Genomic DNA, 12,776 nt, shown 5'->3' with positions numbered 1-12,776 from the left:
ACAGCCGCAACGCTGCGCCGTCCTATGTGGGAGCGGCCTTGTGTCGCGATGGGGCGCGAAGCGGCCCCGCTTTTCGATATCAACCGTATTTTCTAGGAGCGCTCTAATGGCTGTTGGTCTTGGTCCTTTGCCCACCTTGCACCCGGTTCCGGGTTTTGAACTCGGTATCGCTTCTGCCGGTATCAAGCGCCCGGGGCGCAAGGATGTGGTGGTCATGCGCTGTGCCGAAGGTTCCAGCGTGGCGGGTGTATTCACCCTCAATGCCTTCTGCGCAGCGCCAGTGATCCTGTCCAAGCAGCGTGTCCAGGGCACCGTGCGCTACCTGCTGACCAACACCGGCAACGCCAACGCCGGTACCGGCGCGCCAGGCCTGGCCGCTGCCGAGCGCACCTGCGCCAAGCTTGCCGAACTGGCCGGCGTACCGGCCGAGTCGGTACTGCCATTCTCCACCGGCGTGATCGGCGAACCGCTGCCGGTGGAAAAGATCGAAGGCGCGCTGCAGGCCGCCCTCGACAACCTGTCGGAAAACCACTGGGCTGAAGCCGCCGCCGGCATCATGACCACCGACACCCTGCCCAAGGGCGCCAGCCGCCAGTTCCAGCACGATGGCGTGACCGTTACCGTGACCGGCATCAGCAAGGGTGCCGGCATGATCCGCCCGAACATGGCCACCATGCTCGGCTACATCGCCACTGACGCCAAGGTTGCCCCGGCGGTGCTCAAGGACCTGATCCTCGACGGCGCCAACAAGTCGTTCAACCGCATCACCATCGATGGCGATACCTCGACCAACGACTGCTGCATGCTGATTGCCACTGGCAAGGCCAACCTGCCGGAAGTCACCGAAGCCAGCGGCGCACTGTTCGAAGCGCTGAAGAAAGCCGTGTTCGAAGTGTGCATGGAAGTGGCCCAGGCCATCGTCCGTGACGGCGAAGGTGCCACCAAGTTCGTGACCGTGCAGGTCAACGGCGGCGGCAACCACCAGGAATGCCTGGATGTCGGTTACGCCGTGGCCCACTCGCCGCTGATCAAGACTGCGCTGTTCGCCTCCGACCCGAACTGGGGCCGCATCCTTGCCGCCGTCGGCCGTGCCGGCGTGCCGGAGCTGGATGTGAACCTGATCGACGTGTACCTGGACAACGTCTGCATCGCCAGCAAAGGCGGGCGCAGCCCGAGCTACACCGAAGACCAGGGCGCCAAGGTCATGGCCCAGGAAGAAATCACCATCCGCATCGAACTGGGTCGCGGCCAGTGCAGCGAAACCATCTGGACCACCGACCTGTCCCACGAGTACGTGAAGATCAACGCCGAATACCGTACCTGATTCAAATGGGGCCGCTTTGCGGCCCTTTTGCGGATAAATCCGCTCCTGCAGGGGCTCTGCGGCCGTTGTAGGAAGCGGATTTATCTGCGCAAGGGCTGCAAGACAACCCAAAACCCCCAGATCCATGGAGCCGAACCATGAGCTATCAACTGATCATCGGCGACAAGCTGTATTCCTCCTGGTCGCTGCGCGGCGCGCTGGCCCTCGAACTGGCTGGCGTGCCCTACGAAGAAACCCTGATCAAACTCAACCAGCCTGACACCCGGCAGCGCATCCTGGCCTTCTCCGCCACCGGCAAGGTGCCGCTGCTGAAGACCGAGCACGGGGTGATCGCCGACTCGCTGGCCATCGCCGAATACCTCAACGAACGCCACCCCGAGGCCCAGCTATGGCCTGCCGACGTAGCCGCCCGGGCCCAGGCCCGCTCGGCCTGCGCGCAGATGCATGGCGGCTTCCTCGCCCTGCGCAGTGCCATGCCGTTCGACCTGTCGCGCGACCAGGCGCTGGACAGCGTGCCGCTGGAGGTACAAATCGATATCGACCGCATCGTTGCGCTGTGGTCCGAATGCCGCCTGGTGGCCAAGGAAAGCGGCCCGTTCCTGTTCGGCAAGCCGAGCCTGGCCGATGCCTTCTTCGCCCCGGTGGCCGTGCGCCTGCGCACCTACCGCGTGGAAGTGCCGGCCGAGGCGGCGGCCTATATCGAGACCATTTATCAATGGCCGGCCTTCCAGGCCTGGCAGCGGGCTGGCCTGGCGGAGCGTGAAGGGTGAAACGGATTCATGTTGTAGCAGCCGTCATTCGCGGTAGCGATGGCCGCATCCTGATCGCGCGCCGTGCCGATACCCAGCACCAGGGTGGCCTGTGGGAGTTCCCCGGTGGCAAGGTGGAGGAGGGCGAGGGCGTCGAAGCAGCGCTGGCCCGTGAGCTGCGCGAAGAGCTGGGCATCGAGGTAAGCCGTTCGCGCGCGCTGATCAAGGTCAGCCACGATTACCCGGACAAGCAGGTGCTGCTGGACGTTCGCGAAGTCGAGGCGTTTACCGGTGAACCGCATGGCGCGGAGGGCCAGCCGCTGGCGTGGGTTGCCCCGCGCGATCTGCCGCAATATGAATTCCCCGAGGCCAACAAGCCGATCGTTGCCGCCGCACGCCTGCCGGACCAGTACCTGATCACCCCGGATGGCCTGGAAGTGCCGCAGCTGCTCAAGGGTATCCAGAAGGCCGTGGCCAACGGTATACGCCTGATCCAGTTGCGCGCCCCGGACATGTATGACCCCAAGTACCGCGACGTGGCGGTGGACGCGGTCGGGCTGTGCGCGGGCAAGGCACAGCTGATGCTCAAGGGGCCGCTGGAATGGCTGGGGGACTTCCCCTCGGCGGGTTGGCACCTGACCGCCGCACAATTGCGCAAGTATGCGCCGAATGGCCGGCCATTCCCCCGGGAGCGTTGGCTGGCGGCCTCCTGCCATAGCGCCGAAGAACTGGCGCTGGCGGAGCAGATGGGGGTGGATTTCGTGACCTTGTCGCCGGTGCAGGCGACCCAGACTCACCCTGACGCCGTGCCGCTGGGGTGGGACGAAGCGCAACGGATGATCGCCGGGTTCAACAAGCCGGTCTATCTGCTGGGTGGCGTCGGGCCAGGTGAGCGGGAGCAGGCCTGGGCTGCCGGGGCACAGGGTGTGGCCGGAATCCGGGCGTTGTGGCCGGAAATTTGAGTCTCCGGTAACCGGGGCTGCACAGCAGCCCCAAAATCTCAGCCTTCAGACTTGGCAGCTGGCTGCCACAACACCTCGGCAAGCCCCTGCCGCCGCCCGATGATCCGCGCCGCCACGAACAGCAGATCGGATAGCCGGTTGATGTATGCCAAGCCAACCCCCGCCAGTGGCTCCATGGCATTCAGATGCTGGCAGCGCCGCTCGGCACTGCGCGCCAGGCTGCGGCATACATGTGCCTGCGCCACCAGCGCCGAGCCACTGGGCAAGATGAAGTTCTTCAGCGGCCCCAGTTCTTCATTCCACACATCGATCGCGGCTTCCAGGCGCTCCACCTCGGCCAGGTCCAGCGCCTGGTAGCTGGGCATGGCCAGCTCACCGCCGAGGTCGAACAAGCGGTGTTGGCAGGGCGCGAGTACCTTGCTCACTTCATCCAGCCCTTGCTCGGCCAGCCCTGCCAGCAGCAATCCCAACTGGCTGTTCAGGCTATCCACCTCGCCGATCGCCTCGATCCGCGGGTGGTCCTTGGGTACCCGGCGCCCATCGCCCAAGCCGGTCTCGCCCTTGTCGCCAGTGCGTGTGTAGATCTTCGACAGGCGATAGCCCATGTCATGCCTCCGTTGTAGCCGGTGCCAGCGTGGCCGGCTGGACAAGGGGCAGGCGCAGGGTGAAGCAGGTGCCCTGGCCGGGCGTGGACTGCACTTCCATCTGCCCCTTGTGGTTGTTGGTGATGATGAAGTACGAAACCGACAGGCCCAGCCCCGTGCCCTGGCCGATCTCCTTGGTGGTGAAGAACGGCTCGAAGGTACGCTTGCGCACCCCCTCGGGCATGCCGACGCCGTTGTCCTCGACCTGGATTTCCGCCCACGGCGGGTTCAGCCGGGTGCGCAGGGTGATGCGCCCGGGCTCGCTCGGCCGTGGCCGCTGGTGGATGGCCTGGGCGGCGTTCTTCAACAGGTTGAGCAGCACCTGCTCCAGTTCGTTGGCGGTGCATGGCACCGGGCCCAGTTCCGGGTCGAACTGGCGCACGATGGCCGTGCCCTTGAAATCGAAGCCGATCGCCAGGTCGAAGTCGTTGCCGGCAATCTCCACCGCCTGGTCGATCAGTGCCGGCAGGTCGCACGGCGCCAGCTGGCGGTTGCTGCGGCGGCTGAAGCTGAGCATGTGGGTGACGATTTTCGCCGCCCGGGCGCCGGCCTGCTGGATGCCGTCAAGCAATTGCGGTACATCGCGGCTGTCCAGGTAGCGGTTGACCGTAGCCAGGTCGATGCCCAGCTCTTCGGCCTGTTCGAGGTTACGCGGCAGCTCTGGCGACAGGCGCCGGCGGATGTTCTGCACGTTATGCAGGATCGCGCCCAGCGGGTTGTTGATCTCGTGGGCCATGCCGGCGGCCAGGCCGCCGACCGACAGCATTTTCTCCGATTGCACCATCATTTCTTCCAGCGACAGGCGCTGGGTGATGTCGTCGATGCGGATGACCACGCCACGGCCACCGCCACCGGTCAGTGGGTAGAAGGTCAGGGCATAGTGGCGCAGGTCGTCGCCCTTGGGCCAGGTGACCCGCTCGATCTTCGCCACCCGGTGCTTTTCCACGGTTTCCTTCAGTTGCGGCAGGAACGGCTTGAGCGGTTCGAAGGCAATGAAGATCGGCTGGTTCAGCGCCTCGTCCAGCGGCGTGCCGGAAAGTACCGTGGCTTCGTGGTTCCACTGGGTCACGTAGAGCTGCTCGTCGAGGGCGATCAGCGCCGAGGGCATCGAGTCGATGATGCTGTTGAGGTAGTTCTGGAAACCGGTGAGCTTCTTCTCGATCTTGCTGCGCACCTGGACTTCCAGCTCCAGCTTGCGGTTGGTATGACGGGTTTCCTCGGCCAGGCCCTGGGCCTGGTCATAGGCTTCCTGGAACTCGTCGCGGGTGCGCTTGAGCTGCTGTTCGCGCGCTTCGATGCGTGAAAGCATGGTGTTGAACGCTTCGGCGAGGCTGCCGATTTCGTCGTCGTTACCGCGCTGGGCACGCAGGGCGTAGCTTTCTTCGCGGGTGACCTGGCGGCTGAGTTCCTCAAGCTGGTTGATCGGCTGGGTGATCAGGCGTTTGATCTGCCGGGCAATGAAGATCCACAGCAGGACGCTGAACACCAGGATGGCCAGGCTGGCGCTGAGGGTGCCGGTGTAGAAGGCGGTAGGCAGCTCACTGCTGGCTACCAGCAACAGGTGGGCCGGCGGGTTGGCCTCGCGTGGCATGCGGATCAGCTGGGTGCTGCGAAACTCCATCAGGCGCCAGCCATCGATGTTGCGAAACCGCTTGGGCAGGGCCAGCGGCTCGCCATGCTGCAGTTGCGCCAGCATGCGGCCGTCGCCACCGTAGACGGCGGCGGCACGCAGCGGCGTGTAGCTGTCCAGCTCCTTGAGCAGGGCGCTGGCGGCGTCCGGGTTGTCGCCGGCGCGGGCGGCCAGCTGCGGGTTGGCCACCAGCCGGCCGATGGTGTGCAGTGCCTGTGGCGCCATGCTCTCCTGGGTGATCCAGTAGGCGGCGCTGATGAAGGTGAGGTTGGCCACCAGCAAGATGGTCACCAGCAATACCAGCAGGGCTGCCAGCAGCTTCTGCCCGACCGGGAGGTTTTCCAGGCGTTGGCGCAAGGTCATGGGCGAGGCAATGTCCTTATCCGGTTGAAGGGGCCGCGTCAGTCGCAGGGCAAGCCACGCACACGCAGGTTATCGACCAGGCGCTGCTGCAGGCGTTCCAGCGCCGGCAGTTGCAGGCCATGACGGCCGGCGACGCGGCAGGCGTGGCCGAGCAGGTAATGCACCTCGGTGCGGCGGCCGGCGCGAACGTCCTGGTACATGGAAGAGTAGTTGGCTGCGGTGGCGACGATCACCCGCTGGACCTCTTCGTTCAGTTCGACCGCTGCCTGCGGCTGGCCGCAGTGGCGCAGCAACTGGGCCAGCTCGGCGCACACTTTGTCCACATCGCCCAGGTGCCCGAGCAGCCCGCCGTTCTGGCAGTCATGCAGCACGGTCAGCGGGTTGATGGCGCAATTGAGCGCCAGTTTGCGCCACAGGCGGGTGAGGATATCCACCGTCCATTCGGCGGGGATGCCGGCTTCGTGCAGGTCATCGAACCAGGCCGGGGCCGCGGGGTTGCGCGGGTCGCCCAGCCAGTTGAAACCGTGGCCGGCAAAGCGTACCTGCCAGTCGCCCTCGCGAAACGCACCTTCGGTGCTGGAGGCGAAGATGCAGCGCGCGCGCGGCACCAGGTCGGCCACCTCGTCCTGGCTGCCCAGGCCATTCTGCAACAGTACGACCTCGGCGTCGTCGGCCAGCCGCGCTGCCACGCCGGCTATCGCCGGGGCGGCGTCGTAGGCCTTGCAGGCCACCAGCAGGCGGTGGATCGGGCCATGGGCCTGCGCGGTTTCGGCAGGGATGGCGTAGTGGCGTTGCTGGTCCTGTTCCACCAAGGTCAGGCCGCCGGCCTGCTGGTAGGCCTGCAAGCGTTGCCCGTCGCGCAGGATCAGGCGCACTGCCTTGCCTGCGCGCGCCAGGCGGCAGGCCCACAGGCTGCCCAGGCTACCGGCGCCGAGAATATGCCAGGTGCTGCTCATATGCGTTTCGCAACCCGTTATAATGAGCCCGCATTTTAACCGTCAAACCCAGCGCGCTCCATCTTCAGCCCGAGCGCGCTTTTATTTTGGGAGAACAACCATGCCTTCGTTCGACGTGGTATCGGAACTGGACAAGCACGAAGTGCAGAACGCGGTCGACAACGCCATCAAGGACCTGGACCGCCGCTACGACCTCAAGGGCAAGGGCAGCTTCGAGTTCAAGGACAAGGAGCAGACCGTGGTGCTCACCGCCGAGGAAGAGTTCCAGCTCGAAGCGATGCTGGAAATCCTGCGCCTGGCGCTGGTCAAGCGCAAGATCGACGTGAAGTGCCTGGAAACCAAGGACCCGTACGCCTCGGGCAAGGAAAAGAAACAGGAAGCCAAGTTCCGCGAAGGCATCGACAAGGACCTGGCGAAGAAGATCGTCGCCACCATCAAGGACGGCAAGCTCAAGGTCCAGGCCGCCATCCAGGGTGAGCAGGTGCGTGTTACCGGCAAGAAGCGCGACGACCTGCAGGAAGCCATTGCCCTGCTGCGCACCAAGGAATTCGACATGCCGCTGCAGTTCAACAACTTCCGCGACTGATGCAGGGGCCAACCGGAACCCTCATGGCGAAATGATGTCCATGGGCCCTGGGCTGCGCAAACCTGCGCGGCCTGTTCTACCGTGTACTTGCCGCTCGGCATCAGGAGATGAATATGGATTTGAACGCTGAAGTCGATCAGCTGGTCCGCCAATCGCAGACCTGGATTCCCTTGATCATGGAATACGGCAGCCGTGTGCTGCTGGCATTGCTGACCCTGGCGGTCGGCTGGTGGATCATCAACAAGGTCAGCGCCCGCCTGGGCACGCTGGTCGGCCTGCGCAACGCCGACCTGGCGTTGCAAGGGTTCATCAGTACCCTGTCGAACATCGTACTGAAGGTGCTGCTGCTGGTCAGCGTGGCGTCGATGATCGGTATCGAGACCACCTCGTTCGTCGCCGCCATCGGTGCTGCCGGCCTGGCCATCGGCCTGGCCTTGCAAGGCAGCCTGGCGAACTTCGCCGGTGGCGTGCTGATTCTGATGTTCCGCCCGTTCCGCATCGGCGACTGGATCGAGGCGCAGGGCGTGGCCGGTACCGTCGACAGCATCCAGATCTTCCACACCGTGCTGCGCACCGGTGACAACAAGACCGTGATCATGCCTAACGGCAGCCTGTCCAACGGCATCATCACCAACACCAACCGCCAGCCGACGCGCAAGGTGGTGTTCGATGTGGGCGTGGATTACGAGGCCGACCTGCAGAAGGCGCGCAACGTGTTGCTGGAGCTGGCGCAGGACCCGCGCGTGCTGCCAGACCCGGCGCCGCAGGCGGTGGTCGCCACCCTGGGCGACAGTGCCATTACCGTGTCGTTGCGGCTGTGGACCAAGACCGCTGATTACTGGGACGTGATGTTCATGCTCAACGAGCATGCGCGCGACCGGTTGAAGGCCGAAGGGATCGACATTCCGTTCCCGCAGCGGGTGATTCGTGTGGTGCAGGAGACTGCAGCGCAGTAATACCGTGTGAAGCCGGGGCAGCACAGCTGCCCCGGTTTTTTACACTTGTTCACAGCAATATCCCGGCATTTCTGGCATACAGCCTGACCCACCTGCCACACCCGATACGCCATCATGAAACCACTGCTGTACATCACCCCCCTGCGCGCCTTGCTGTTCGGCCTTACCCTGGCCCTGTTCGAGCTGCTCACCTACCTGGCCAGCGATGCGGTCATGCCGGCCATGCCGGTGGTGGTCGGCGACCTGAACGCCAGCCCCGAATATATTCCCCACGCGCTCAACCTGTACCTGCTGGGTGGGGGGGTACTGCAGTGGCTGATCGGCCCGCTGGCCGACCGCTATGGCCGGCGCCCGCTACTGCTGACCGGCTGCGCCTGCTTCGGTCTTGCCTGCCTGGCAACCTTCTGGGTCGACAACATCGGCCTGTTCAACCTGTTGCGCCTGCTGCAGGGCATTGGCCTGGGCTTTGTGGTCACGGTCAGCTACCCGGCCTTGAACGAAGCCTTCAGCGAGGCAGACGCCGTGCGCATGATGGCGCTGTTGGCCAATATCGCCTTGCTGTCGCCCCTGCTCGGGCCGCTGGTAGGTACCTTGATGCTGCAGTGGCTGGATTGGCGCTGGCTGTTCGTGGCCTTTGCCGTGGGCGCGGTCCTGGCCTGGCTGTTGCTGTACCGGCTGATGCCGGAAACCCTGGGGGTGGAGCGCCGGGACGGTTCGCGCCTGGCATTCACGCCGATTCACCTGTTGCCGCTGCTGGCCGGCTATGGCCAGTTGCTGGTCAACCGGCGTTTTGTCGCTGGCAGCGCGGCGCTGGGCCTGGTCGGCCTGCCGTTGATTGCCTGGATTGGCCTGTCGCCAGTGCTGCTGATCCACGATGAAGGGCTGAGCACCCTGGAATACGCCTTGTGGCAACTGCCGGTATTTGGCGGGCTGATCCTGGGCAACCTGATCATCAACCGTATCGCCGAGCGCTACCCGCTACCGTCCCTGGTGCGTGGCGCGCTGTGGCCGTATCTGGCTGGCCTGGGCCTGATGGTGCTGGCGACCTGGTACCGGCCGAGCGTGACCAGTGTGGTGGCGGGCATGTCGCTGTATGCGCTGGGGCTGGGCGTGGCCAATGCGGTGCTGTACCGCATGACACTGTTCGCCAGCGAACAGAGCAAGGGCCTGGTCTCGGCCATGCTGGGGATGATCACCATCGCCCTGCTGGGGCTGGGTGGCGCACTGCTGGCGATGATGGGTGCCGGGGCGAGTTTGCTACATTTCGCCCTGGCGGCAGGTGTGGCAGGGGCGCTGGCGCTGTGGCCGTTGTGGTTCGTGGTGGGGCAGCGTCCTGGGGAAGGGGCTGTTGCCGAGTGATCGTTCTTGCCTGAACCGGCCCGTTTGCGAACAAGCCGGTTCAGGCGGTCTCTCAGGGCCGTTCGGCTGCTGAGTGTTCCGCTGCCACCGGTTTGCCCGGCCCGACCTCCTGGCGCCACTGCAGGGCGATCAGGATCAGCGTCGGCACGCCCAGCAAGGCGGTGATCAGGAAGAAGTCGTGGTAACCGAACTTCTCCACCATGACCCCTGAATAGCCGCCGATCAGGCGCGGCAACAGCAGCATGATCGAGCTGAGCAACGCGTACTGGGTCGCCGAGAACTTCAGGTTGGTCAGGCTCGACAGGTAGGCGACGAAGGCCGAGGTGGCCAGCCCGGAGCTGAAGTTGTCCAGCGAAATGGTCACCACCAGCATCTGCAGGTTCGGGCCCATGTCGGCCAGCATCAGGAACAGGATATTGGTAGCTGCCGAGGCCGCGCCGCCGATGAACAGGATCGGCATGATGCCGAAGCGCACGATCAGCAGGCCGCCAACCCCGGCGCCGACCAAGGTCATGATCAGGCCGAAGATCTTGCTGACACTGGCGATCTGGTCCTTGGTGAAGCCCATGTCGATATAGAACACGTTGGCCATCACGCCCATTACCGTGTCCGACATGCGATAGGTGGCGATCAGGCCGAGCAGCAGCAGGGCCTGCCAGCGGTAGCGGGCAATGAAGTCGTTCACCGGCGTCAGTACCGGGGCCAGGCCGCGACGGCCCAGGCTCGACAGGCAGGCCCAGGTCAGCAGCACATAGAGAATCAGGCGCAGGAAGGCGCGGTCTTCCAGCAGCAGGTCCAGGGGCGTGGCATCCCCGGAGATGACGCTGGACCAGCCGGTATTGAACATCTGGGTGAAGCTGGCCGGTACCGACACCAGCAGAATGATCAGTACGAACACCGAGGCCAGCTGGTGCGCCAGCCCATAGCGTGCTGCCGACAGCTGGGTCCGCATGGGGACGGGCGGCTCGCGCATGATCAGGGTGGTGAACACTGCGGGCAGCATCATCACCGCGAACATCACGTAGGTGCCGGCCCAGGCCTTGTGCAAATAGCTGAAGCCAGTGGAGCCGAACCACTCGGCGAAGAACAGGGCGCCTGCCGTCGCCAGCAGCGCCGCTACCCGGTAGCCGGCCATGTAGCTGGCGGCGAGCGCGGCCTGGCGCTGGTCATCGGCGATTTCCAGGCGGTAGGCGTCGACGGCGATGTCCTGGGTCGCCGAAGCGAAGGCTACCAGTACCGCCAGGGCAATCAGCCAGGACAGGTGCTGCTGTGGGTCGCACAGGCTCATGCCGACCAGCCCGATCACCACCAGCGATTGTGACAGCAACAGCCAGGACCGACGGCGCCCCAGGCTGCCGAGCAGGGGCAGGCGCCATTGGTCGAGCAGCGGCGACCACACCCACTTGAAGGCGTAGGCCAGGCCGATCAGGCTGGCGTAACCAATGGTTTCGCGGGCTACGCCTGCTTCGCGCAACCACACCGAGAGGGTGGAGAACACCAGCATGTAGGGCAGGCCGGCGGCGAAACCGAGCAGCAAAAGTACCAAGGTTGACGGGCTGGCATAGGCAGCAAGCGCAGCGCGCCAGGTTTTACGGGGCATGGGCCAACATCTGCCTCAAGTTTGCGAAAACAAAGCGCGCACTCTAACCGCTGTGCTCCATCGGGCGCCAGCCATGGCGCGTCATATCCACACGATTGTTGGTTACATTCACACCCTCCGCGCGCAGCCGCGCCCGTTGTTCATCCCCCGACGGGGTACCCAATGCCAGGCTCAGCCTGCCGCCGGCGCCGAGCACCCGGTGCCAGGGCAGACGGGTGTCCGCAGGCAGCTGTCCGAGGGTGCGTCCGACCCAGCGGGCCGCCCGGCCAAGGCCCGCCAGCTCGGCCAGCTGGCCATAGCTCACCACCTTGCCGGCCGGCACCTGGCCCAGTACCGAATATAGCGCCGTTCGTCGGCCCTCGGCGTTGTCGAGGACGTGCTCATGGGCAACAGGCATCAGGCTTCCCCTGGGCTGCAGATGAAACCGGACCAACGGTTCGGCAAATGAGAGTTGAACTCAACGGCATGCTTCCGGTCTGTCCTTGCTCTGGTCGTCGGTATCTGGATAATGCCCGGCTTTTTTCGTCAAATCGAACCCGTAGTGCGTTTATGTATTCTAGATCCTTGTTGTGCCTGCTTGCTGTCTCCCTGTGCGCCTCGCCGGTGTTCGCCGACACCGTGTGGATGAAGAACGGTGACCGCCTCAGCGGCAAGATCAAAGTCTTCGATGGTGGCAAGCTGCTGCTGGAAACCCCGTATGGCGGTTCCATCGCCCTGGACTGGAAAGAAGTCCAGACCCTGGAGAGTGACCAGGAACTGCTGGTCAAGCAGGACTCCTACAGCGGTGAGCGAGCCAAGTCGCTGAAGGCTGCCGAGCCTGGCAAGGTGACCTTGGCCAACGGTGAAGCGCCGAAGACCGTCGAGCTGGCCAGCATCGAGCAGATCATCAAGCCCAAGCCGCTGGTCGAGGACTTCGTGTGGAAGGGCAACGTCGACGTGGCGCTGGACTACAAGCGTGCCGAGAACGATACCGACGACTATGACGTCGGCTTCAAGACCAGCGCCCGCCACGGTCGCTGGCGGCACAACGCCGAAGGCGAATACAACCGCGAGACCAAGGACGACGTCACCACCACCGACAACTGGAGCGCCGAGTACGCCCTGGACCGCTTCCTCACCGAGAAATGGTTCTGGCAAGGGCGCATGGAATACAAGCGCGACCACGTCGAAGACCTCGCCCGCCAGCGCACCGTGGGTACCGGCCCGGGTTACCAGTTCTGGGATGATGAACTGGGCGCGTTCTCGCTGGGTTCGCTGATCAACCGCACCGACTTCGAATACCAGGACGGGGCCAAGGACAACTTCTATTCGGCTGCGCTGAAGTGGGACTACACCCGCTACCTGATCGGCAAGAACGTGCAGCTGTTCACCAACGGCGAGTTCGCCAAGCCGCTGGGCGGGGTGGCCGACTACGCGCTGGATGCCGAGGTTGGCCTGCGCTACAAGGTGACCGAGTGGGCCTCGCTCAACCTCAAGGCAGAGAAAGACATCATCACTGGTACGCGTGAGAGTGACCTGGACAAGACCCGCTATACCGCTGGGTTTGGCGTTACCTGGTAACCCGTCGGGGGGTGCAGCAACCCCATTGGCAGCGGACCTGAAAATGCTATCGTGTGGCCACCCAGTCTGCCGCCAGGAGCCCGCTCA

Annotated in this window: 12 protein-coding genes; 7 read left to right on the top strand and 5 right to left on the bottom strand. The window is 64.5% G+C overall.

Translation table 11 applies throughout. The features are described 5' to 3' along the window. Positions 1 to 106: 106 nt before the first annotated feature. The 3 genes from argJ (at position 107) to ACLEJP_RS20780 (ending at position 3,035) form a co-directional block, all read left to right on the top strand. Positions 107 to 1,324: a bifunctional glutamate N-acetyltransferase/amino-acid acetyltransferase ArgJ gene (argJ, locus tag ACLEJP_RS20790; RefSeq protein ID WP_440809403.1), complete on the top strand. Its 1,218-nt coding sequence runs from the start codon at positions 107 to 109 to the stop codon at positions 1,322 to 1,324. Between the two features lie 137 nt (positions 1,325 to 1,461). After that, positions 1,462 to 2,094 (top strand): glutathione S-transferase family protein, encoded by a 633-nt coding sequence (locus tag ACLEJP_RS20785; RefSeq protein WP_225779158.1) that lies wholly within the window; start codon positions 1,462 to 1,464, stop codon positions 2,092 to 2,094. Further along, complete coding sequence (locus ACLEJP_RS20780) at positions 2,091 to 3,035, top strand: Nudix family hydrolase (protein WP_440809400.1); 945 nt, start codon at positions 2,091 to 2,093, stop codon at positions 3,033 to 3,035. Before ACLEJP_RS20785 ends, ACLEJP_RS20780 begins: the two co-directional genes overlap by 4 nt. Positions 3,036 to 3,073: 38 nt before the next feature. Here the strand turns inward: ACLEJP_RS20780 and ACLEJP_RS20775 are convergent, their stop codons facing one another. Genes ACLEJP_RS20775 through ACLEJP_RS20765 form a run of 3 tightly spaced genes read right to left on the bottom strand, consistent with a single transcriptional unit; the run spans position 3,074 to position 6,628 of the window. Further along, positions 3,074 to 3,640 (bottom strand): cob(I)yrinic acid a,c-diamide adenosyltransferase, encoded by a 567-nt coding sequence (locus tag ACLEJP_RS20775; protein ID WP_440809398.1) that lies wholly within the window; start codon positions 3,638 to 3,640, stop codon positions 3,074 to 3,076. Between the two features lies 1 nt (position 3,641). Continuing rightward, entirely contained in the window at positions 3,642 to 5,672 is a 2,031-nt protein-coding gene (locus tag ACLEJP_RS20770; protein ID WP_440809396.1) for a sensor histidine kinase, read from the bottom strand. A gap of 38 nt (positions 5,673 to 5,710) precedes the next feature. Then, complete coding sequence (locus ACLEJP_RS20765; RefSeq protein WP_440809393.1) at positions 5,711 to 6,628, bottom strand: putative 2-dehydropantoate 2-reductase; 918 nt, start codon at positions 6,626 to 6,628, stop codon at positions 5,711 to 5,713. Positions 6,629 to 6,728: 100 nt separating this feature from the next. On the opposite strand from ACLEJP_RS20765, the gene ACLEJP_RS20760 reads away from it, so the two are divergent. The 3 genes from ACLEJP_RS20760 (at position 6,729) to ACLEJP_RS20750 (ending at position 9,529) form a co-directional block, all read left to right on the top strand. After that, positions 6,729 to 7,214 carry a YajQ family cyclic di-GMP-binding protein gene (locus tag ACLEJP_RS20760; protein ID WP_054884610.1) on the top strand — a complete coding sequence of 162 codons (486 nt, stop codon included), beginning with the start codon at positions 6,729 to 6,731 and terminating at the stop codon, positions 7,212 to 7,214. 113 nt (positions 7,215 to 7,327) lie between these two features. Continuing rightward, a complete protein-coding gene (locus ACLEJP_RS20755) occupies positions 7,328 to 8,170 on the top strand; it encodes a mechanosensitive ion channel family protein (RefSeq protein WP_440809391.1) in 843 nt (280 codons plus the stop codon). A 114-nt stretch (positions 8,171 to 8,284) separates the two neighbouring features. Next, positions 8,285 to 9,529, top strand: coding sequence for an MFS transporter (locus tag ACLEJP_RS20750; RefSeq protein WP_440809388.1), 1,245 nt, complete (start codon positions 8,285 to 8,287; stop codon positions 9,527 to 9,529). A 52-nt stretch (positions 9,530 to 9,581) separates the two neighbouring features. Here the strand turns inward: ACLEJP_RS20750 and ACLEJP_RS20745 are convergent, their stop codons facing one another. Both ACLEJP_RS20745 and ACLEJP_RS20740 read right to left on the bottom strand, forming a co-directional pair. Continuing rightward, positions 9,582 to 11,129 (bottom strand): AmpG family muropeptide MFS transporter, encoded by a 1,548-nt coding sequence (locus tag ACLEJP_RS20745; protein ID WP_440809387.1) that lies wholly within the window; start codon positions 11,127 to 11,129, stop codon positions 9,582 to 9,584. A 43-nt stretch (positions 11,130 to 11,172) separates the two neighbouring features. Next, positions 11,173 to 11,526, bottom strand: a complete 354-nt coding sequence (locus ACLEJP_RS20740; RefSeq protein WP_440809384.1) for an MGMT family protein — start codon at positions 11,524 to 11,526, stop codon at positions 11,173 to 11,175. A 152-nt stretch (positions 11,527 to 11,678) separates the two neighbouring features. Between ACLEJP_RS20740 and ACLEJP_RS20735 the strand changes: the two genes are divergently transcribed. Then, the gene (locus ACLEJP_RS20735) at positions 11,679 to 12,689 is read left to right on the top strand and encodes a DUF481 domain-containing protein (RefSeq protein WP_440809381.1); all 1,011 of its coding nucleotides are present in this window, start codon (positions 11,679 to 11,681) and stop codon (positions 12,687 to 12,689) included. Positions 12,690 to 12,776: the final 87 nt, after the last annotated feature.

The organism is Pseudomonas sp. SMV7 (genome assembly GCF_052041995.1).
GTDB lineage: Bacteria > Pseudomonadota > Gammaproteobacteria > Pseudomonadales > Pseudomonadaceae > Aquipseudomonas.
The sequence above is the reverse complement of the archived record's forward strand: the minus strand, read 5'-3'. Positions and strand labels throughout refer to the sequence as shown.